Source organism: Halorubrum sp. AS12 (assembly GCF_051122765.1).
Lineage (GTDB): Archaea > Halobacteriota > Halobacteria > Halobacteriales > Haloferacaceae > Halorubrum > Halorubrum trapanicum.
The window spans coordinates 1,176,569-1,197,965 of sequence record NZ_CP185385.1 but is presented as its reverse complement, the minus strand read 5'-3'; the positions used below and the strand labels follow the sequence as shown (position 1 = coordinate 1,197,965).

The 21,397-nt window shown below is 58.4% G+C and carries 15 protein-coding genes and 2 pseudogenes; 8 read left to right on the top strand and 9 right to left on the bottom strand.

The genetic code is table 11. The features are described 5' to 3' along the window. Positions 1–12 precede the first annotated feature (12 nt). From ACODNG_RS06035 to ACODNG_RS06015, 5 genes and pseudogenes are all read right to left on the bottom strand, one after another. The gene (locus ACODNG_RS06035) at positions 13–2,592 is read right to left on the bottom strand and encodes a CARDB domain-containing protein (protein ID WP_434522839.1); all 2,580 of its coding nucleotides are present in this window, start codon (positions 2,590–2,592) and stop codon (positions 13–15) included. A gap of 260 nt (positions 2,593–2,852) precedes the next feature. Continuing rightward, the gene (locus ACODNG_RS06030) at positions 2,853–3,434 is read right to left on the bottom strand and encodes a hypothetical protein (protein ID WP_434522838.1); all 582 of its coding nucleotides are present in this window, start codon (positions 3,432–3,434) and stop codon (positions 2,853–2,855) included. A 161-nt stretch (positions 3,435–3,595) separates the two neighbouring features. Further along, the gene (locus ACODNG_RS06025) at positions 3,596–4,312 is read right to left on the bottom strand and encodes a hypothetical protein (RefSeq protein ID WP_434522837.1); all 717 of its coding nucleotides are present in this window, start codon (positions 4,310–4,312) and stop codon (positions 3,596–3,598) included. Positions 4,313–4,467: 155 nt separating this feature from the next. Further along, positions 4,468–4,706, bottom strand: a pseudogene (locus ACODNG_RS06020) (hypothetical protein); the annotation flags it as partial. Between the two features lie 461 nt (positions 4,707–5,167). Continuing rightward, positions 5,168–5,710: a DUF7344 domain-containing protein gene (locus ACODNG_RS06015; RefSeq protein ID WP_434522836.1), complete on the bottom strand. Its 543-nt coding sequence runs from the start codon at positions 5,708–5,710 to the stop codon at positions 5,168–5,170. A gap of 599 nt (positions 5,711–6,309) precedes the next feature. Here ACODNG_RS06015 and ACODNG_RS06010 point away from each other — a divergent pair. Next, on the top strand, positions 6,310–7,623 hold the full coding sequence (locus ACODNG_RS06010) for a DUF5305 domain-containing protein (RefSeq protein WP_434522835.1): 1,314 nt from the start codon (positions 6,310–6,312) through the stop codon (positions 7,621–7,623). A 60-nt stretch (positions 7,624–7,683) separates the two neighbouring features. On the opposite strand, the gene ACODNG_RS06005 is transcribed toward ACODNG_RS06010, so the two are convergent. After that, positions 7,684–8,835, bottom strand: coding sequence for a signal peptidase I (locus tag ACODNG_RS06005; protein WP_434522834.1), 1,152 nt, complete (start codon positions 8,833–8,835; stop codon positions 7,684–7,686). Between the two features lie 792 nt (positions 8,836–9,627). Beyond that, positions 9,628–9,915: a hypothetical protein gene (locus ACODNG_RS06000; RefSeq protein WP_434522833.1), complete on the bottom strand. Its 288-nt coding sequence runs from the start codon at positions 9,913–9,915 to the stop codon at positions 9,628–9,630. A 142-nt stretch (positions 9,916–10,057) separates the two neighbouring features. Here ACODNG_RS06000 and ACODNG_RS05995 point away from each other — a divergent pair, with 142 nt between their 5' ends. The 7 genes and pseudogenes from ACODNG_RS05995 to ACODNG_RS05965 all read left to right on the top strand — a co-directional run bounded on the left by ACODNG_RS05995 (position 10,058) and on the right by ACODNG_RS05965 (position 17,365). Beyond that, positions 10,058–10,735: a helix-turn-helix domain-containing protein gene (locus ACODNG_RS05995; RefSeq protein WP_434522832.1), complete on the top strand. Its 678-nt coding sequence runs from the start codon at positions 10,058–10,060 to the stop codon at positions 10,733–10,735. 317 nt (positions 10,736–11,052) lie between these two features. Next, on the top strand, positions 11,053–11,691 hold the full coding sequence (locus tag ACODNG_RS05990) for a hypothetical protein (RefSeq protein ID WP_434522831.1): 639 nt from the start codon (positions 11,053–11,055) through the stop codon (positions 11,689–11,691). Between the two features lie 271 nt (positions 11,692–11,962). After that, positions 11,963–12,202, top strand: coding sequence for a 4Fe-4S ferredoxin N-terminal domain-containing protein (locus ACODNG_RS05985; RefSeq protein WP_434522830.1), 240 nt, complete (start codon positions 11,963–11,965; stop codon positions 12,200–12,202). After that, positions 12,195–14,706: pseudogene (locus ACODNG_RS05980) on the top strand (molybdopterin-dependent oxidoreductase). Before ACODNG_RS05985 ends, ACODNG_RS05980 begins: the two are co-directional and overlap by 8 nt. A gap of 2 nt (positions 14,707–14,708) precedes the next feature. After that, positions 14,709–15,482, top strand: a complete 774-nt coding sequence (dsrO, locus tag ACODNG_RS05975; protein WP_434522829.1) for a sulfate reduction electron transfer complex DsrMKJOP subunit DsrO — start codon at positions 14,709–14,711, stop codon at positions 15,480–15,482. Beyond that, a complete protein-coding gene (gene nrfD / locus ACODNG_RS05970) occupies positions 15,482–16,810 on the top strand; it encodes an NrfD/PsrC family molybdoenzyme membrane anchor subunit (protein ID WP_434522828.1) in 1,329 nt (442 codons plus the stop codon). The genes dsrO and nrfD overlap by 1 nt, the downstream gene beginning before the upstream one ends. A gap of 222 nt (positions 16,811–17,032) precedes the next feature. After that, on the top strand, positions 17,033–17,365 hold the full coding sequence (locus tag ACODNG_RS05965; protein WP_434522827.1) for a TorD/DmsD family molecular chaperone: 333 nt from the start codon (positions 17,033–17,035) through the stop codon (positions 17,363–17,365). Here ACODNG_RS05965 and ACODNG_RS05960 read toward each other — a convergent pair. Both ACODNG_RS05960 and ACODNG_RS05955 read right to left on the bottom strand, forming a co-directional pair. Continuing rightward, the gene (locus ACODNG_RS05960) at positions 17,355–17,711 is read right to left on the bottom strand and encodes a DUF433 domain-containing protein (protein WP_434522826.1); all 357 of its coding nucleotides are present in this window, start codon (positions 17,709–17,711) and stop codon (positions 17,355–17,357) included. The two genes, ACODNG_RS05965 and ACODNG_RS05960, sit on opposite strands and share 11 nt — an antisense overlap. A 2,189-nt stretch (positions 17,712–19,900) precedes the next feature. After that, positions 19,901–21,181 (bottom strand): RNA-guided endonuclease InsQ/TnpB family protein, encoded by a 1,281-nt coding sequence (locus tag ACODNG_RS05955; RefSeq protein ID WP_434522825.1) that lies wholly within the window; start codon positions 21,179–21,181, stop codon positions 19,901–19,903. Between the last annotated feature and the right edge of the window lie 216 nt (positions 21,182–21,397).

Sequence of the window (21,397 nt, the reverse complement as noted above, 5' to 3'; positions counted from 1 at the left end):
TCAAGGACGGCCTCACCGTCGAACCCACCGGCACGTGCGAGATTCACTGAGATCAACCGTGAGGTCGACAGTCGTGCTCCCGCCGGCAGGGACGGCGACTCCCTCTTGGGTTGCGTTGTCGGAGAAGGAACGAACTTCTGTCGTTCCGTACGTGAGTTCTACTGCCGCGGTAGCGTCGAGTTCGCCCGTGTTCTCAATCTCGACAGTGACCTCATCGCCGTTGGCGAGCGTGTCGTCGGGGCTGAGATCGGTGAGTTCGGTCTCGAACGTTGCCGGCTCGGGCTCGCGCACCGTCACATCGGCCGCCCGTTCGCTGTCTTGAGTCGTGATCGTGAATGTTTGATCCCCGGTAGACAGGTCGGTTGCTGCGACCGAGAAGTCGACGTTGGCCGTCTCATCACTGTCCAGTTCGACCTGCTCGGTGGCGAGTTCCTCGCCGTCGACGGCAAAGACGACAGTGTTGGTTCCTGTCTCATCGCCGGTGTTGCGCACCGTCGCCTCTGCAGTCACCTCCTCGCCTTCGAGTTGCGGGACTTCGCCCGGTTCGAACGTCGGGTTCTCGACACGGAAGAACGGTTCTGCGGGTGCTTCAAGCACCTCGACGCTCCCATCAGTTGAGTCATCCGAGCCCTCGACCATGATGTCGAGGGTGCCTGGTTCGACACCTTCACCGGCGACATCGTACTCGAGCGTGACTGTCTCGGTGGCTTTGCCGTCTACGTTGATCGTCGCCTCATCAACCGACTCGCCGTCAACGAGGAGTTCGACAGTCTCCTCGCCGGCCTCGCCGCCGACGTTCTCGACCGCGATGTCGGTGGTGAACGTCTCGTCAGTAAACACCGGATCTGTGGCGGCGGTGACCGTAAGGTCAAATGTCGGCGGCTGAAGCACGTTCGTGACTGCGGTCTCCTCGTCGTCGCCGGCATCGATAGTCAGTTCGGTCTCACCGGGCGTGGCCGACGCCTCAACGTCTGTTGTCAGCGTGATCGTGTCGCTTTCGCCACCCTCGAGTGTCACGTCAGTCTCGTCGCCGGTCAGTCCCGATCCATCGAGTGAGACCGTCTGTGTCTCTTCGGCCCCACCAATATTCGCAACCGTGGCGTCAACGGTGACTTGGCCGCTGCGTGCGACTTCTGTGGTTACGTCATCCACTGCGACGTCGAATTCGGCCGGCTGTTGGACGGTCACCGTCTCACCCGACGTATCGTTCTCGGTGAACACTGTCACTGCCCGGTCGGCGCTCGCCACGTCCTCGAGGTCGCGTTCGTCGATTTCAGCTTCCAGCTCGACGGTCCCGGTCTCGCCGGCTGTGATCTCTTCCGTGGCGAAGTCGACGCGCTCGGTGCCGAACTCGAGCCAGACGCGGGCTTCGCCGCCCGGGCCGCCCTCGGCGGCAGCGTTCGAGATTGTGGGCTCGACGACGAGTTCTGCTTCGCCGTCCTCATCGAGGGTTATCGTGTCCGTGTCGATCCCGTCCTCGTCGATGTCGAACGTGACCGGATCGGTCACGGAGACAGTCCCGGCGTTGCTCTCTGCGGTCGGGGTCTGTGCCCGAATGCTCACATCGCCCCCTGCGACGCCGCGGGTCGGCACGTAGGGCAGTTCGATTGTGGTCGTCTCGCCAACGTCAAGCGTCAGGTCGCGTTCGGAGACACTCTCCTCGTTCGCGAGGAGTTCGACTGTCCCCTCGCCCTCATCGGCGCCGACATTCTCGACGGTCACGGTCGCGTTGACCGTCGAGCCGGCCGTGACCGACTCAGGGCCGAGCGAGAGCTCGGAGACGTCGAACTCAGAGGTCGGCTCGGCGACCTGGACAACCGCTGCGCCGTCGGCGGCGGGGTCGAGCGCGTCGTCGATGGTATCCACGCCAAAGCGGAGGTCACCCACATCGGCCGCGCGCGTGGAGTATTGAAACTCCACTGTGCGGGTCTCGCCTTGATCGAGGCTGACAGTCCGGGATGCAACGCTGTTCTCGCGGTTAGCAGCGTTTAGTGTGACCGTCCGTGGGAACCCATCCCCTTGATTCTCGATGGTTGCTTGGACGGTCACGTCTTCGCCGGCGGTGACGCTTTCTTGAACCGTCTCGACATCATTCACTTGGAAAGCGGGGTTGACTGCGCGTGCGACGACTGTGGCCCCGTCGAGGACCGCCGTGTCAGTCTCTCCGTCGGCGGTCACTCTGACGCCGAAGGTACGCTGGTCGTCGCTCGACGTGAGGACCACGGCGTCGTTCTCGGTCTCAACCGGTTCACCGGTCTCCACATCATAGATCGTGACATCGGAGCCAGTGTCCTCAAAATGGATTCGGGCCTCCTGATTGCCGTTGTACGTCGCCGTAAAGACGTTATCGACCTCGCTGGTGGCGAGCTGATTTAGATCGTCGATCTGGACGCGTAGATTCTCGCCCGAGTCCGTGGCGACGAAATCAGCATAGACGTCGCCCTCGGGTGAGTCGGCCGGCTGGAGGACGACTGCGTCATCTTCAATCTCCACGTCGTCGGCGTCAGTGAACACTTGGTCGACCGCTCCAGTGCCGACAACGGCTCCAGAGACGAGGACGACCGCGAGAAGTCCAAGCAGCAGTCGTTTCATTAGTGGGTTGTCCCGTGGGCTGTTGTGGGTCCGAATCGATCGCTCTGTGGGTGGGCCGCCTGTCCCTGTCCCGGGCCGGGGTCGGCGTCGGGGGTCCCCGAGGGGATGCCCGGCGCGAACGTCCTGCGCATGTGCGGGATGTGATCCGTTACTGCTGCGCTACGCGCCGACTCTCGGCCTGGGGGGATGCGGTCCATTGTGTCCGTGGTCGATCGGTGTCTGATCCGCGGTCGATTCGGTCGGTTTCGGAACGATGCGTGTTACGTCGTCGTGGTCGAGCGCACGGCCTCGACAGTGAGCGTGACGTTCAGCGTCTGGTCTGTTGCCCCGACGGTCGTATCAACGAGGAGACCACACGCGATCTCGGCATCGTCGTCGGTCGTTTCTCCCTCAGTGGACGGGACGTTCGATATCGTCACACCGGCACCACTTGTGTCTGCCACCGATACGCTGTCCTCGCTGGGATCGATGACTGCCAGCTCGACCATCGCGTCCGGGTTGGCCTCGAACCCGATTTCGAAGGTGACGTCGATGTCTTCGCCGGTGTCGTTCTCGTTTCTGACGACGAAGACCCCCCGTTCGAGACTCGTCGCATCGGTGATGGTCTCGAACTCACCGTAGGTGGTGTGCGCGTCCGGCGCGACGTTACTCGCGTTGATCGTGAACGCCCCGTCGGTGCCTTGCTCGATAGCGCCAGACTCCAAGTCGGAGTTCTCCTCGATAACTAGCTGGGAGCTAGCGTCGTTACTTGCGAGTCCGACGTCGAATGTTCGGTCGGCTTCCACCTGTGTGAACGCTCCGGAGGCGAACGTGAGCCCGACAACTCCCGCGACGGTAGTCACGCTTGCTAGTAATTCTCGTCGTGTGTTCATAGCCGATTACTTATCGCCGACAGCCGATCCCTATCCGACACAGCATCTGAAGGAACATCGCTTGGATACATATTCAGGATCGGTAATGGGTTCTATCAATCTGTCCTCAGAGTGTTGATTGCTAATACGATTCAGGCACCACTATTGATATTGGTACCATCAACAGTCTGTGCTTTAAATGTAAGAGTAACTATATCAGAATCCGATGTTGGATCTCCAGTGAAGCTGACTGTTCCAACTTCGATCGGTGCCGCACTAGAGCCCCCGTAATCGCTGGAACTTGTTGAGCCAGAATCAATAGCAGCAACAACACCTGTGCCAGTATCTGAACTTGTGTCACTAACTAAGTCGACACTACCAGCGAGATCATTGGTATCGTTGGCTGGCGGGCTGGAGCTTGTATCTAGAAGAGCAGTAGTACTAGTAGTTGAGTTTGATACATTAAATTCAATGAAACCACTCCGATCGTTTCCGTTACCATCGACCGCTTCAACAACGAATTGGATGGCGTTGCTATTTTGAGTATTATTTGACAGAGCTAAGTCGATATCAATCTCCGATCCAGGTTCAACCTGGAGAGTCGCAGGGCTATCGGCGGACGGGTTTTCACCGATAGTGAAAACAGAGTCACCACCAACGTGAACGAACTCTGAACTGTTTCCGTCTAAGTTGGTCGTATTCGCTTCAGGTTCAATACCAAGTAACGCCTCGCTCGCGTCCACAACTTCAACAGCAACGTCGCGGTCTGCATTCACGCTTGTAAACGCACCCGAACCGAATACCGCACCACTACTTGCCGCTGCTGTACCGAGTCCAATGAGGACGTTTCGACGGTTCATGGCTACCATTAGTGATCTCCCCCTTTTCGGGGTAGTAGCGTGTACCCCCCATAACTACTTATTCATGGTCTCACTGAAGATACGGAGAAGTATGCTGAAGCGGATCAATGACTCCCTGATCCCTAGAAAAGTGTTCAATAACGGTATGAGCATAGATCGTCTATTCAGTAATGATAAGAATATATGGTACTGTAGTTTCGGTACATGGCGGCGGATTCATGGTATCGGACGCTCCGACGGGGGGGGTTGTAGACGGTGGCTTTCAGCAACATTTCGCGGAACTATAACCACCAGGTTCGCGCACGCACGGCAGCGCTGAGCGTGCGCTTAATCGACGAGAAGACGGTTTCTGACATGGTATGTTGGTGGGTACCGATCACCCGTCCATGCGGGCGTTGTGGGCGATGTTGACTGAATCTTATTCTATTTCAACATCTCGATGTATTTCCGTAGTCAAACTATCATCTGTCGCATTCGCATAAAATTCCACAGTATTATTCGTTGAGGATGAGTCTCCGGCTGTTAGTGTTACGGTGTTATTTGTCGTGTCCGCAGTTAGTGTGATCGAAGAGGGATCGATTGATGCTAATCCAGCCCCTTCGTCGGTGATTGTTACTTCTATTTCGGTATTGGCAGTTTTATTCGACACTGAAATATCGGTTGAATCGTTAGTTGATAAGGTAGCAGGAAAATTATTGACTGCCAGGATCGAATTATTAGTACTGTCATCGATGATTTCAATACTTGCGTCACGTTCCGATCGAATACTGAGTAAACCCTATCGTCTCAGAGATTACCGTACCGCCTCCAACGATCATCAGCCCTAACGCACTCCGACGCGTGTACTCCCGCCAGTCGCGGTCGTCACTCATCACCGATCACCCCGTCGGTGACCCCGAGCCGGTTGCGCTTCGTCTGTAGGTAGTGGACTGCTGCCGACACGCCGAGCACCCCGACGAGGAGCGCTAGCCACGCGATCGGCGGTATCGCTTCCGAATACAACCCGACCCACACGGCCGCAGTCAAGGCAGCAGCCACCCCCGCCAGTCCAAGATAATACTCCGCCCATAGAATCTCGTCGCCCGGCACGACCTCTAGATAGAACTCCAACTCCTCTAGTCGCTCCGTCGGCTTGATCGTCTTCCGCTCGCACTCGATCACGCCAGCGTCTTCCAGCTTGTCGAGATGTACCTGCTGGAGCGAGCTATACACCCGGCGGCGCTCCTCGCTGGTGATCTCCGATATCGGCTTGCCGCACTCCTCGGCCGCGACATACTCCGCGAGCTCGCCGAGTTCGAAGGGCGGGTCGAGCTGCTGGCACGCGCGGATCGTATACCGCCGCCGTTGGTTGCTGAGAATGCTGAACACGTCCTCCCCTAAGGACCCCGTTGTATGTATGTCTGACATCTACAGCACACCAATTGGCGTAGTAGCAATAAAAATAAATTTGTGGGTTGATATGAGGGCAGATAGATGTTGAGATAAGGCCGAAGGGTGAAGTAGTCAAACGGCGGAGTGGTCGATGCCTTCGTTTATCGCTCTCAGCGTCGATTGTAGTTGTATTGAACTAGATCTTCTTCTGTGAAGGGCAGCACTCGAGTCGGCAATGGGGCTTGGGATCTGGCTCTATTTGGTTGATTTGGGTAAAACGGCGACCAAACCAGTTCTCAAATGCGTGTAGTCATGTGACCCAGGTTCTGCTAAAAATTGGCTCCAAGCGCTCCTTTCGCATGGAATCTGCTTATCCAAATACTGCCACTGAGTGGCACTGGGAGCGGCGGAGTGGGCCCGGTTCGGTGCGGCGAAAGACACATGTTTCTTGCCAAATGTCTCGTGCGTATGAACGGTCGTTCGGCGACGACGAGTCGACGTCGGAAAGCGGTCGGTTCGGGCCGGCGTCGAGGAGCGAACACACCGGACCGACGGCGGGGGGCGAATACGCTGAATGGACGGCGAATTGGGGCCACGCGACCGTCAGCCGACCACGGGTCCCCGACCGGTGAGGAATGAGCGACGGGACCGATCCAGACGCGTCCGACGCCAGAACAGGACCAGACGAAACGACTCGGATCGAACGCATTCGTCGGGTCGTCAGCGATCCGGACCGACTCCGGCGAGCGGTTCGCAACAGAGTCTCGATCGGTGATCGCGCAATACTCTCGAAGTACCTCCCGCTCGTCCTCGTTGTGTGTCTTCTGCTCGCGGCGGGTGGCGGCTACCTCACGTATCAGGCCCAGACCGCTCCCGATACCGAGACGCGGACGGAGGTCGCGGGCACCTGGTCGGTTGAGACTGGCTTCACCCATGGAGCTGATGTCGTGAACGGCACCGCGACGTTCACCGAGGGCGACCGACTCACGAATCGGTCGCTGTATTTCACCCGCATCACCCCGGTGCTCGATGGCGAGTACGTTGTCACCCCCCAGGGTGACGGCGGGCCGGCTAACGGCAGCGTCGAACTCCGGATGGTGATAGAGGCCGTCGATGCCGGAGCGGGGGGGACCCAAGGAGAGCCGACCGTCTACTGGCGCGAATCTGAAACGATTGAGACGGTCACGGTTGAAGGGCTCGACTCCGGTGAGGAACGTCGGATCGCCTTCGAAGCAAATACGACGGCCTTGAGCCAGCGTGTCGCCGAAATCGAAGAACAGGTTGGGGCGTCTCCGGGCACAACCCGGATCGCCGTTGTCGCCGAGACCGGCCTTGAGACGACGGTCGAAAACGACCGGTTTGTGGACGCACGCACTGACCGCCTGACGATCGAACCGACCGGTAACACCTACGGCGTCGAGCAATCGGTGACGGAGGGCCAGACCTACGAGGCGACTCAGACCGTCGAGGTTCCCGTCGAGCCTTCGCCGCTTGCCCTGTATGGCGGTCCAATCTTGTTGGTCGTCGGACTGCTCGGTGCGGGTGTAACCGTACTTGCTCGGCGCGGCGACCTGTTTGCCGTGAGCGACGCGGAGTGGACCCGGCTCGAGTTTGTCCGGGCGAGAGACGACCTCGACAAGTGGATCTCGACCGGGCGCGTCCCGACGGATGACGATCGGACGGTCGCCGAACTCGACTCGCTGCGGGACCTCGTCAACGTCGCTATCGACAGTGACCGCCGGGTAATCGAGCGGGCGGATGCAACGCCACGGTATGTCGTCTTGGACGACGATGTCAGGTACGTCTTCGACCCGCCTGCCGCGGCGACAGCAGGTGGCATCCCTGAATCAAATAGCTTGGGTGAGACCGATTCTCGGGATGCCACTCGTGACGACGACGCCAACCCGACTCGGACGAGAGCCGGGACTGACAGCACGCGAGGCGAGTAAGCAGAGCCGGATGCGAAATATAGACACCTTGTGGGCGTGAACTACGCTTCTCTCACCGGCTCATCGCAGCCACTGTTTGATCCGGATCCGAAGCGGCACATCACGAGAAGTGTCTCGAAACCGGACCTCACTGAAGCCGAGCAGGCCACCGATGAATCCGATGAACCCGCCACCGATGAGGAGGTTCAACGCCCCGAGCGCCGCGAGCGGGTGAATCTCGTGGAGCCACACAATGAACGACTCGGGTAGAACGACGAGATAGCGATCCTCGGCGACCGTGACAGTCCGCTGGACGCCCGGTTCCGGTGCCGGAACAGTCACCGTTGCGGTCGTGCTCTGGCCAGTGGGAAGCCCGGGTGTGGACGGCTCGATTGTCACGTCGTCATCGATTGGTTCGAACACAAGTAATAGCGTGATCAGCCCGTCGTTGCGCGCGTTGAACTCCGTCTCAACCGGATCGCCGGGTGCGACCCCGTCAGCTTCGGCGACCTCGTCGCCGTCGATCGTGAGTGAGGTCTGCCCACTCGGGAGTATCATCGCCGCGTTCGCCGGCACGAGTACAAGCACGAGCAGGACGACCGCTACTTTGCGTGGGTCAACACCGCCCGCCTCCTCGGGCGACCGAGTCATGTCCCGTTCGAGTTCTGAGTCGTCTCCAGGCCGGAACGACAGCGCAAACAGCACAAGCCCGAGCCCAAAGATCCACGTCCCAACCGTTCCCGGAGATGGATCGACGTCAATCCCGATGGCAGTGACGGCAGCTGTGACCCCGGCGAATAGGGTCCCTTGAACGGTCTCGATCGCAGTCCCGAGGCCAGGGATCGTGACGACGGTCCCGCCGACTTGAACGGCTTCAGCGACGATCCGATCCTCTGTAACCGGTGGTTCGCTCCCGTCCTGGTCGGTGAAGGGATTCGCGTCTCCCTGCGTGATGTATCCCTCGCTCGTTTCCCCGACGATCCGGTGGGTGGTGAGTCCACCGTCCTCGATCTCTTGGGCACGGAAGGTGATCACATCGCCTTCGGCTGGTGGGCCAGTAACCGCAGCCGGGACGGTCAGGAAGCCATCACCCTCGTCTATCGTTGGCTCCATGCTCCCGGAATCGACATACGCGAGGAGAACCGGCTGGCCGAACACCTGTCCAAGGATGAGCGAAACCAACACGACCACGAGTAACGCGGTCCCGGCCGATTTGACCACCTCGCGGAGCATTCGGGCTATCGGTTACACCCACACCTACCTGAACGTTACTCCCAGTTATTGCTGATCGGCAGTACCACCGGGTTGGAGACGACTGAAAACTTGGTGAGCGAACCAAGATGACCATCGCCAAGTTGTTCGCAGAAAAAGCGACCAGGGGATGAACAGAGAGTCCGTTTCACTGTGCCCTGGCGAGGTATACAACAGGAGTCCACAGTTGGTCTCTACCCGTACTTACAGTCGGGTGCTGTGTTTTTTCGCCAGCTGTTCTGGTCTTGGTACATGATCGACTTCATACGGGTTAGAACCCTAGTTAAGGGGATTCCATCGAGAGGCAGGGGGTATCAAGGAAAATCCCCATACGGGGGTGGTTAGAGGGGGCCAGAAACGACTGATAAGAAGAAGAAAAGACCAGAACAAAAACGCACCGACTGTGTGAGGACCTGGACGCTGTCCAGCCCGGAGGCAAGACCGATCAGCGAAAAGCACGGAGCACTCCCACCCCATCTATGGGAGACACTCTCCCATTCATCTGGCGAGTTCCACCGATTCGATCTGTTCGCGTTTCTGGGTCGTGTTTGACTCCACAGAGTTTGCAACGTCACCCATAGGCGGGCCGATCGAGAATATAAGAGATATAATATGTTCATTCAATATCACAGAAATTGAAGCGCGATCCGGATCGACGAAGAATTCAGAATGAAACAGCAACACCCAGCAGAAGTAGTGGAATCCTCACGCTTCAGCGCGGGGAGGATGTCAGTCGGCGCACACAGTCTCTCTCGGAGAGTCACATTACTGATGCTAGGGCCTGTGTTCGCTCGCTTGTGACCAGATGTTTATGTGTCTCGAGTCGTGGTCTTGACCGCGTCGAAGCAGCTCACCACGAACCGTCGATCGTTCCCTAATAGGTGTTTCTGCCTGCTCGGCGATCGCGTCCCAGTCGTACTTTCGAGCGTGCTCGGCTGGGGATGTTGGCGGCCGGGCCCCGCCTAGCGCGGCGTCGAGTCGCTTCGCGAGCGCGTCGACTGTCGGCTCGACGCAAACGCCGACGTCGGCGATGACTTCGTCGACGGCCCGGTGGCTGAGCATGTCCTCGTCGCCCTCGAAGCGGATGAGTACGTCAACAGAGCGGGGCCACTCTTCCGATATTCGATACCCCGTCCTACTGTTCCCATGGAATTAGAATCATCCCCATTCTGTATAGGTGGTCCAAATGTAGCTACATCTTGACATGAGGGCGGATACACCATCAACTCCCGAAGCGGCCAGCCGGGATCTGTATGTCGCGTTTGAGATAACGCCCATAATGGAAAGCGACTGTCCCCTGAACGAGTTCGACGGTGAGGGGGCTGATGTGATCGAGATAAACCAGCAACTACAACACGGTCAGTGCCGCACGGAAACGATGATTCAGACCAATGAGCCTCCTGAATCCTCGGACTGCGGGAAAGCGAACGTCGTCCATTCAGCCAGTGATGTCGGAGAGGGCTGTTACTGTGCGGTTTTTGGTAATTTCGGGTGTATTCCAAAAATCACCGGTGTTAACGGGGATATGATTCACATCGAGACGTTTCTCCCCGATCGAGAGCGACTTACCGACTTGGTCGAGGCACTGAAAGCAGTTACCGAAGAACTGCGACTTCGACAACTGAAACGGATCGACTCCACCAACAACAGTGACGCCTCCAGCCAAACGGTTACGCTCGTTCTCGACGAGGTCACGGAGAAACAGCGTGAAGCGGTCACGAAGGCTGTCGCAGCGGGCTACTACTCCACCCCTCGTGAGACGTCACTTAAAGAATTGGCTGACGACCTCGGTATCTCGAAATCAGCGTACTCGCAGCGCTTGAACGCCGTCGAGTCAACACTGGCGACGAGAGCGTTTGCGAACGCCACTACCGACATGTGACGACGCGAGGCTCTTGGACCCACTACGATCTCGCGTTGTCGTCGTTTTGCGACTGCGAACGCAGTAATCGACGCCTCACACTGACTGATCCTTGATCAACGGTTAACAGTGCCACGGGCATTTCGAGTCTTCCTCCCCGAAAACCTTGGAATACGGATATAAACGGCTCTGTTGAAATCCTATTCTTCAGACACATTATCAGCTGATACAGCCGGTCGCTGAAGTGTGCGAATGTTACACGGAGAAATTGGGAGTTGGAACGTAAGACCTTCCGAGAGGCGGGTAATGTTTATTATGACTACATATAAAGAGGGGATATGCCAACCATCGAGGCGTGGTCACTGTGGGTACATATCGCTACAGGCGTGGTGGCCGTCCTCGCCGGGACAGGTGCGCTCGTGACGAAGAAAGGTGGACACCGACACCGACAGGCTGGCAAACTCTTCCTCGTCTCAATGGGCGTCGTCGTCGGGACGGTGTTCGTGCTCCTCGCTCTCAATCCAACCTCATTTCGGATCATTCTTACGTTGGTTGCCGTCTTCAGTGGGTATCTTGCGTTCTCCGGATATCGCGTGCTTTCCCGGAAGCGACCGGCTGCCACCCCTCAGCGTCTGGATTGGATCGCAACCGGGAGCGTGGTTCTGGCGTGTCTCGGATTAGGTGTCTGGGGGATTGTTTGGGTCGTCACCGGTAATTCATTCGGGCTCGTGATGCTCGTCTTCGGCGGAATTGGAGTAACATTCGGAACGATTGATATTCGAGCCTTCCAAGGAGATACATCCGGTGAGTGGCTAGTTAGTCATCTTCAACGGATGATTGCCGCGTTTATTACGACGATCAGCGCTGTGTCCGCAGTCAATCTCACCCCCGTGTTGGGTATTCTGGCGTGGTTATGGCCGACAATCGTGGGAACTCCCCTGATATATTACTGGTCAAAGGAACACAGCAAGGAGTGACACGACGGTACCACAGTCATCCCCTGCTGACCACAACCGGGGCAGAATCTATCACTTTCTAAGGATTTCAACAGAACCATATAAACGATATTCATATTTTCAGGATCTGGAAGTGCGTATTATAAAACGCATGTCTCGGGCCTGAAACCCCAATATATGTGTGTTACTCTCTATCTACTAACCCGATTCTCGGCAATATCTAATATGACACTTGAACCCCTTCACAATCCAGAAGAAGGGATATTGATCCCAACGTGAAATGATGGAATGTATGACAGAGGAATCACGACCCACCCACGAGCCGATACCGGAGTGGGATGAGATCGCCGATGAGATTCTCGAGGGGTGTGGGTACGACCCGGATCTCGGAAAGCGCATGGCTGAAGACGCCATCAAGATCGCGAACGGCGAACTAACCGAGCAGGAGTTCCACGAGAGGTATCATGAGGAGGTCAAAGCCGAGTTCGGGACTGACGACCGACCCACGAAACCGGAGGGGTTCGATGACTGACGACGAACTCACTGCGTCCCGTCGGGATATCCTCAAAACTGGCGCTGTCGCCGGGGTCGGACTCGGCGGTGGTAGCGGCGTTCTTTCGACGCTCCAGCCCGCCGACGAACCGGGCGAAGCTGTCGATCAGGTCACGAGCTTCCTTGGCGAAGATCGAGTTGTCAAGACGGCGTGCGGGCCAAACTGTCGGGGCGATTGTCCACTTGACGTGTTCGTCCGGGATGGCCAGATAAAGAAGACCGAACAGCAGGTTCCGGCAGCGTCCGAGTTCAAGCGCGGCTGTACGCTTGGTATATCGCACGTACAGCGGGCGTACAACGCCAAGCGCCTCAAGTACCCGATGAAACGCGCGAGCTGGTCGCCGGATGACCCACAACCGGGTGCTCGTGGAGAAGACGCACAGTTTGAACGTATCAGTTGGTCCGAAGCGCTTGATCTGGTAGCAGAGCAGATACAGACGACCAAAGAGGAATACGGTCCCGAGAGCGTGTACTGGCATGCTGGGTCGGGGAGTCAAGGGACATCGGGGTACGGACGTCTGAAACAGCTTGTCGGTGGCATTCAAGACAGCTTCGTCTACGGGATCGACACCAACGTCGGACAGGGATTCAACCGCATCACCGGCGAGGGTGGCGTATTCATGCCACCGACGAACACCGTCGAAGACTGGGCGAACGCTGACACGCTGATCATCTGGGGGTCGGACATCTTCGCGAGTCAGTTCCAGATGGACGCCGAATGGATACTAGATGCGAAGCGAAATGGGGCGAAGCTTGTCGTCGTCGACCCGATGTACACAAATACCGCGGAAAAAGCCGACCTCTGGCTGCCGATCCGGCCGGGGAAAGACACGCACCTCGCACTCGCAATGATGAACTACATCTTTGAGAACGAGGTGTACGACGATACCTTCCTCCGACAGCGTACCAACGCACCCGCGCTCGTCCGCGTTGACGATGGAACCCTTCTCAATCCGTCTCGGGTCTCAGATAATCCACCGGACGGCGGAATCGTCGTGATGAACGAAGAGACCAGCGAGCCAAATGTGGTCGAGGCTGAGACCGGTGGCCCATTCGCGCTGTTCGGCGAGTGGACGATAGACGGTGTGGCCGTTCGCACCGGACTCGCTGCCCTTCGGGAACAGGCATCGGAGTATCAGCCCGCTGATGTCGCTGAAGTCGCGGGGCTCAATGTGGCGGATATTGAGACGGCTGCCAACTGGCTTGCGACACGGGGCGCCGGAGGGATTCTTCCGGCGTACAGCGTCGGTCGCTACCTGTATGGGCATGTTTTCGGACAGGCGTATGCGACGCTGATGGCACTGACTGGGGACTACGGCCGTCATGGAAACGTCCATGCCCAGCACCCCTCTTACGGCGGACCGTCGCTTCAAACGGGCGACTGGGGGAACCCCGAAGGTGGAGTTAGTCTAGACACGTATGGATACCAAGAAATTCTCAGTCTGCTTGAAGACGGCGACCCTGTCCAGCCACGGTTCCTGTACGGGACGAGCTCAAACATGCTCGGGAACCAGTTCCCGAACCGGGAACGGTGGCTGAATGCGATGGAGTCCCTCGAAACGATCGTTTGGGCAGACATGTACCACACGCCGACCACCCAGCAGGCAGATATTATTCTCCCAGCAGCACACTGGTTCGAGACGGAGGACGTTCTCGGCTCGGACCACCACCCGAATATCAGGTACCGAGAGCAAGCCCACGAACCGCTCTGGGAGGCTCGCGACGACTACTATATCATGGCGGGGATAGCCGAACGCCTCGGCCATGGAGACAAGTTCCCCGACGACAAGCGAGAAGTCCTCGACCGCTTCGTACAGAACGACGACCGGCTTTCCTGGGAAGCACTCCGAGAGAACGGAACAGTCGAAACCGACGAAACGCCGACAGTCGCGTACACTGACGCGTTCGGGACCGAATCCGGCCGGATTACGGTGTACGACGACGACGCGCCGACGGAAAAAGGACCGGGGCTGCCCGACGAGGGTATCTCGCTCGAAGTCCCAGAGCCGCTGGAAGCCAGAACTGCTGACGACTGGGAGGATCAAAACGAGTACCCCCTGGTGTTCATGGAGAAACACTCGAAGTGGCGGATTCACTCACAGTGGGCAAACGTTCCGTGGCTTCGGGAGGTAAACCGGGAACCACAGCTCGACATCCATCCGAAAGACGCCAAACAACGTGACATCTCAGACGGAGAGTACGTGCTCGTCCACAACGACCGCGGCTCGATGGTCGTTCGCGCGAAGTACAACGAAGGGATACAGCCGGGGCTTGTGAACACGGACCAAGGCTGGTGGGCAGAGGACTTCGTCGAGGGGCACTATCAGGACCCGATCTCCGCGGAGACTCGCAAACGTCGGGCGTACGTTCGCGTTCTACGACTGTCGGGTAGAGGTCGAACGTGCAGCGGAGGAGTACCAGTCCAACCAGTACACACAGGATAATCTGCGTGGTACAGCTGGCAGCGCTAGCGGAGGTGACTGACTGTGACAAACTATGGACTCGTAATCGACCAAGAGCGCTGTATCGGATGCCAATCCTGCGCAATCACGTGTAAGCAGGAGAACAACGTTTCGATGGGTCAGGCCTGGAACCGTGTGCTAACCGTCGGTGGCGACCACGTCGACACTCCCGAAGGCTCGTACCCCGAGGATGGAGACGGCGGGACGCTGGAGATGAGCTACCAGCCGACGGCGTGTCAGCACTGCGAGAACGCGCCCTGTGTCAAGGTTTGTCCCGTGAACGCGACGTTCACGCGCGAGGACGGTATCGTAGAGATCGACTACGACAAGTGTATCGGCTGCCGGTACTGTATGGCGGCCTGCCCGTACAACGCTCGCGTGTTCAACTGGGAGGACCCACAACACGTCCCAGAAGAAGGCACGGGAGATGTCGAAGAGCGGCCCCAGGGCGTCGTTGAGAAGTGTACGTTCTGTAGCCACCGCGTCGAGGAGGGACTTGACCCATCCTGTGTCGTGAACTGTCCGGCCGACGCTCGCATCTTCGGGGACTTCGACGACGAGAACAGTACCGTCTCGAAGTATGTCGCCGAATACGACACCCATCAGCTGCTTGATGATAAGGGGACCGACCCGAAAACCTACTACATTCAGGGTGAGATGTCGCCCGGTCGACCCTGGAAGGGGAAAGAACTTGAGGAAGAACTCGACGAGGAGCCTGCCCCCGAGGAGTCCGGCGACGTTGCCGGCGATGAGTCGGTCTCAGGTGCTGCTGCCAACCCGACCGGAGGTGACGACTGATGGCGAGTGAGACTACCGACAGAGCTACCACGTCCGCAGCCCGCGCACCAGTGCTGTCCTCGTTCGGAACCGTTTCGAAAGTTTGGCTCGGCCTCCTTGGCGTGCTGCTCATGGCCGGGCTCGGTGCGTGGGCGTACCAGCTCCAGCAGGGGCTCGCCGTGACGGGGATGCGGAACGTGTTCTCGTGGGGGCTGTACATCATGCTGTTCGTGATGTTCGTCGGACTGTCGGCGGGCGGTCTCATCATCTCAAGCGCCCCGAAGTTCTTCCACTCGGACCGCTACGAGGAGTTCGCCAGGCTCGGTGTGCTCGTGAGTCTCGCCTGTATCATCGTCGCGGGTCTGCTCATCCTCCCGGACATCGGCCGTCCCGGGCGCCTTTACCAGTTCTTCACGTCGCCGGATTTCCGCTCACCGATGGTCTGGGACTTCGGTATCGTCGTGCTGTACGGCGTGTTGAACCTGTGGTACCTCTGGCTGCTGACTCGGCGTGACCTCGCTGCCCGCGGCTCGCGGTTCGCGTTCGGTACCGAGGACACACAGGCGGGCCGGGACCGAGACCGGAAGCTGCTGTTCTGGACCGCCGCAGTCGCGTTGCCGACGGCGATCATGCTACATTCGGTGACCGGCTGGATCTTCGCAACGCAGGTCGGCCGTGGCGACTGGTTCAGTCCGCTCGTCGCCCCGGTGTTCATCGCTAAGGCGCTCGTCTCCGGGCTGGGCCTGCTACTTGTGGTCTCGATCCTCGCCGACCGCTACACGGCCTTCGACGCCGACCGCGACGAACTGGCGAGCTTGGGGAAGGTTTTGGGCGTCTTCCTCGCGTTCCACGTCGTCTACCTCCTCGCTGCCGAACGCCTCCCACACGCGTGGGCGGACCACTTCGGCTTCTGGGCGATCACGAGCGAGTTCCTCATCGGGGACTCCATCTACTTCTGGCTCTGGACCGGTCTCGGCGGTGCCCTGCCGCTGGTGTTGTTGATGATTCCGACACTCCGGAAGCGGCTATCCGTGATACTCGCCGCGGGCGCACTTGCTGTGGCCGGTACCTTGTTTGAGGGAATTCGGCTAGTGTTCACCGGCTACGAAAATGTGAACATCGACGCCGCACCGGGTATCTCGCTGGGCGGTGAGTACGCGGGCGTCGCGACAGATATCTGGGCAACTTCGGGCACCTACACCCCGACGCTGGTCGAAGTGGTCGTCACGGCCGGAATCATCGCAGTCGGCGCACTGGTCGTCACCGTCGGGCTCCGGTACCTGCCCCTACAGCAACCGACCACCCAGGAGGCGTACGCGGCAGACGGAGGGACCGAGGGCCATGACTGAGCACACGTCGACGGCAGCCGACCACTCGACGGTGGACGCGAGACCGTCGATAGCCGACACGTTTGGTACCCTGGCTGTCTGTTGGCGCGAGCCGTCCGAGGACTGGGTCGATGCGATCGAATCCGGGCGGTTCGAGTGGCTCGACGGAGTCGAGACGTTCGGGGACCTCGATGAACTGCGTGTAGAATACACGCGACTGTTCATCGGTCCCGGGCGCGACCAGTGCCCCCCTACGAAAGCGTCTACCGGGACGGTGAGGACAGTGCTGACCTCGGGCCAGTATACGGGCCTACAACGCAAGCGGTTGCCCGCTGGTACGACGAGTACGACTTGCGGCTCAGGGACTCGCGGTCGGCACCCCCGGATCACATCGCGACCGAACTCGAGTTCGCCGCGTACCTCTCCGCCAACGAGGACGACAGCGTTCTCGAACAGTTCCTGAACGAACACCCCCGAGAGTGGGTCGGCCAGTTCGTCGCTCACCTCCGAGAAAACGATCCAGGGGCGTTCTATCGGGCGCTAATACAAAGAACAACCGAAGCCATCAATCCCTAAACTTGCGCTTGACGCCGACGCCCCCGGGCCAACTGACGACGAACGCGAAATCCTCTTCCCCTGAGACGTGGTCGCTCCCGTCTCGATCTTCGGTGTTCCCCCGCTCGCCGTCGCGACGCGTCCGTTCGGTCTCCCGCTCAGCGTCTTCGAACGCGTCGCGGTGTTCGGAGTACTGCGTGAGCGCGCCGAAACACTCGGCCATCGAGATCCCGTACTCGCCGGCGACGACGTGTGGGTCCTCCTCGGCATCGATCTCGCGCCGCTTGATGTCGCGGACGGTGATCCGCGTCCCCTCAAGGCGGGGCTCACCAGAACGAATCGCGTCGTCTCGCACGATCGAGGGCATACCACGATATACGACCGAGATCCGTTTCGGCCTTCTGGGCGGCTAGACAGGCCGTCTCCACTGATTAACGTCGCTGACGGTTTCTTGACTGAGATGAACCCACTCTTTGCCGTTCCATCTCTCTTCGATACGTTGCCACTGGTTGGTTGGCTGGGGAACATACCGGATGCGGTGACGCGTTTCCGAGTGATCGGTGAACTCCACGATTCGCTCACAGCGGCTGGCTGTTGTCATCGGCTCAGTGGTGCTCGCAGTACTTTTCGGGCTGATTCCTCTCGGCTGGGTGGTGTTGTCGGCGGCGGCTGAGCTTTCGTCAGTCATGTTTTCACGGGGCGCATCTCATGTACGCCCTCCACCCCTCTCGGGGGGTAAAAACTACTTTTGTACCAACTACCAGACGGGGTCAGATATCGATAGCTGAGACCACAGGCGTTCACTTAGAGTACTGTAATCCAAAGTCTCATTTAAACTTAGTTAGAATAAATCACAAAAATACGATAGCGTTGCCACCCCACCCGATTACCGACACGATTATGCTTAGACCGCTTAGCTAAAGTTCTAGATTACGGACGATAACCAGTATAATCGCAAGACGTGGCGGGGTTACTCTGTTGAAAACCCGACTGATAATAAGAATAAAAAGAGCTACCCAGAGGATCCGACAGAGCATGTGAGTAAAATAGGGCGGTGCCACCCACCAGGGCCCAAGCGACAATGACCGGTACGGACACCCGATCCCAGACAGCGCACAGATCGGCAAGCGGCCATAGCACCGAGACCTGGGACACCACTCGACGTGGCATCAACATGGACAGCCACACCGAGTACGAACCCACGTGGATGGATCCGGTCTGATCTGCTCAGCAGCAATCCACCCCTTGTCGTAAGCCCAGTAGGGCCACGCACGCTGGAGGTCACAGGCCGATAGTGATGCGACCCGCCACAGTCTGGTGAGACGGCTCTAATATCGCTGTATCACACACGCTTCTCAGGAGACCTGCGATTCGGTAGCAGCCAACAGACGATACCACGGCGGGAAACAGGGCGATTGTCTGGGAGTAGACGGACAGTCCCGAGTAGCAACTGGTGGTCTGTCGCGAGGACATGAGACTCCTTCATTGAGCAGGCGGGTCTCCTACGGGAGGAAATGACGGGGTCTGTGTTGGGAACGGAGAAGTTGTTCTTTCAGGAACGGGGTATCCTGCGGTAGGAAATGTAGTGTCTTGCGTTGGGAAACGCGGTGTCCTACGGTAGGAAACCGGATGTCTTGCGTTGGGAAACGGTGTGTCTTGCGTTGGGAAACGGTGTGTCTTGCGTTGGGAAACGGTGTGTCTTGCGTTGGGAAACGGTGTGTCTTGCGTTGGGAAACGGTGTGTCTTGCGTTGGGAAATCGTCTGTCGTGCGTTGGGAGACAGGGGGTCTCGCGTTGGGAAATCGTCTGTCGTGCGTTGGGAAACGGGGGGTCTCGCGTTGGGAAATCGTCTGTCGTGCGTTGGGAAACGGGGGGTCTCGCGTTGGGAAATCGTCTGTCGTGCGTTGGGAAACGGGGGGTCTCGCGTTGGGAAATCGTCTGTCCTGCGTTGGGAGACGGGGGGTCTCGCGTTGGGAAATCGTCTGTCCTGCGTTGGGAAACGGTGTGTCTTGCGTTGGGAAATCGTTTGTCCTGCGTTGGGAAACGGTGTGTCTTGCGTTGGGAAATCGTTTGTCCTGCGTTGGGAGACGGGGAATCTTGCGTTGGGAAACGAGTGGGTCTCCAATAGGGACCAACTGGTCTTGCGGTCGGGAACGACGAGTCGTTGTTTCACCAGCGGCTGGTCTTGCGATAGGGAATCGACGGGCTTGCCCGAGGACGGACAGATCCATGAGTCCGGGGGCGACGGAGCCTGTCTCAGACAACGGATGCGCCTCCGGACGGAAGCGGGTATTCACAAGAACTGACTTGGTGCGTCTCACACAAGCTATCACCCGGGCAGCTTCAAGCCAGCGAGCACTCAAACGGCGGGTAGCAATGATAGGACTCCCCTTTGAGATGACGCTGCGGGGGATTCACTATCTGACACCTCTCGTTGCGTCCGGCTCGCCGCGAGCCGCTCTCAGGCGGCGCTGCTGGGACCACATCTTGACACCCTCCCCGCGCTGAAGCGCGAGGATTCCCACGGCACCGCACCGCTGGGTTGGGATATTGTGGTTTACGACGTGATCTGTTCTTGAGGTGCGAACGCACCAGTTTCCTTGTCAAACAAGAACGTCGATGGCTGTGCCAACCAGCCGTTACTCCTATCACCGCCATCCGTGGCGGGACTTGGAGATACTTTCTGCCGAATGTTCTCAGCACCGTTCACGTCCGCGTTCGCCACTGTCCCGCACTCATCGCAGACATACAGTCCGCGTTCAACACGGTTGGCTTCACGCTTCCGACCACAGCACGAACACGACTTCGAGGTATCCTGCTCAGACACTTGTTCAACCGTGATACCTTCCATTTCGGCTTTGTATTCGAGAAGGTCGGTGAAACGGTCGAACGCCCACGAGTGTAGATCAAGATTTTCGTGCTTGCCCCAGTCCTTCGACCCGTCGTTCTCCTCATCCTCACGGATGCCGGAGAGATCTCCCACCACGATAGTTCCAACTTCCTCGTCAACACACCGCTGGACGATATGTTTCGAGAGTGTGTGGAAGTAGTGGGTACGGCGAGCCGACTTCTTCTGGTTCAGCCGGGTGGCCTGATCGGAATTCGAGTCGTCACACCGAGCGATTCGCTTGCTGAAGTAGTAGTCGTCCTGTTTCAAGCAGTTCAGCGGGTACAGCTCGCTGTGACCGTCTTCATACGCGAGCGCGGCAAAGTTGTTGATCCCGAGATCAACACCCACAGTCTTCTCACCGGGGGCTTCAGCCACGTCGATTTCGACCTTACAGACGAAGTGTAGTTCCCACTCGTCGCCTGTCCACACAATCTTGGCTTGTTGGACGTTCTCCACAGCGGAGAGGTCAACGTCGGGGCGAGTCTGGTACTCACAGAGGATGAAGTCCGACCAATACTCCTTGAGGTTCGACCCCTTTGAGAGTCGAACGCGGTTGTACTGGGTATCGAGTTTGAAGCCAGCGGCTTTGAACGTCACCGTCGAACGCGGGTGCTCGTCGTCGTGTTTGCGGTAGCCGGGCGGGTTCGCTCTCGTATCTCCGTTGCGTCGTTTGCCGTACCAGCCGTTGAACGCCTCAGCGAGTTCTTGAAGGACTCGCTGACTTGACTGCGAATGCAGGTCATCATAGCGTTCGTGGGTTTTGAGGTACGTGGTGAGTTCGTTGTGGTTCGGGATGTGATCGATTTCATCCCAGATCCGACTACACGTCCACCGTCCGACGTTCCAGAGCTTACTGGCTGCGAACCCGAGCGAATCAAGGTCGTCTTGCACCCGAGACTGGTTCCGTATGGAAGCAGTGTAGGTGCGAGTGACGACCTGTTTCGCCATACGTAACCTATGTAGACAAAATCACTTGAAGCTGTGTATTTGCTCAGCGTGGAATATCCAGCCGTGCCATCGAACGGTGGACTGTGAAGGGTAGTGTCGGATTCATCCCCGCGCTAAAGCGCGAGGCTTTCTCCTCGATTCTCCGTAAGGGATGACAACGCGGTGGTCGGGTGGATCATGATGTGGCCACACGGATCGAGCGGGGAGCCCGCAGGG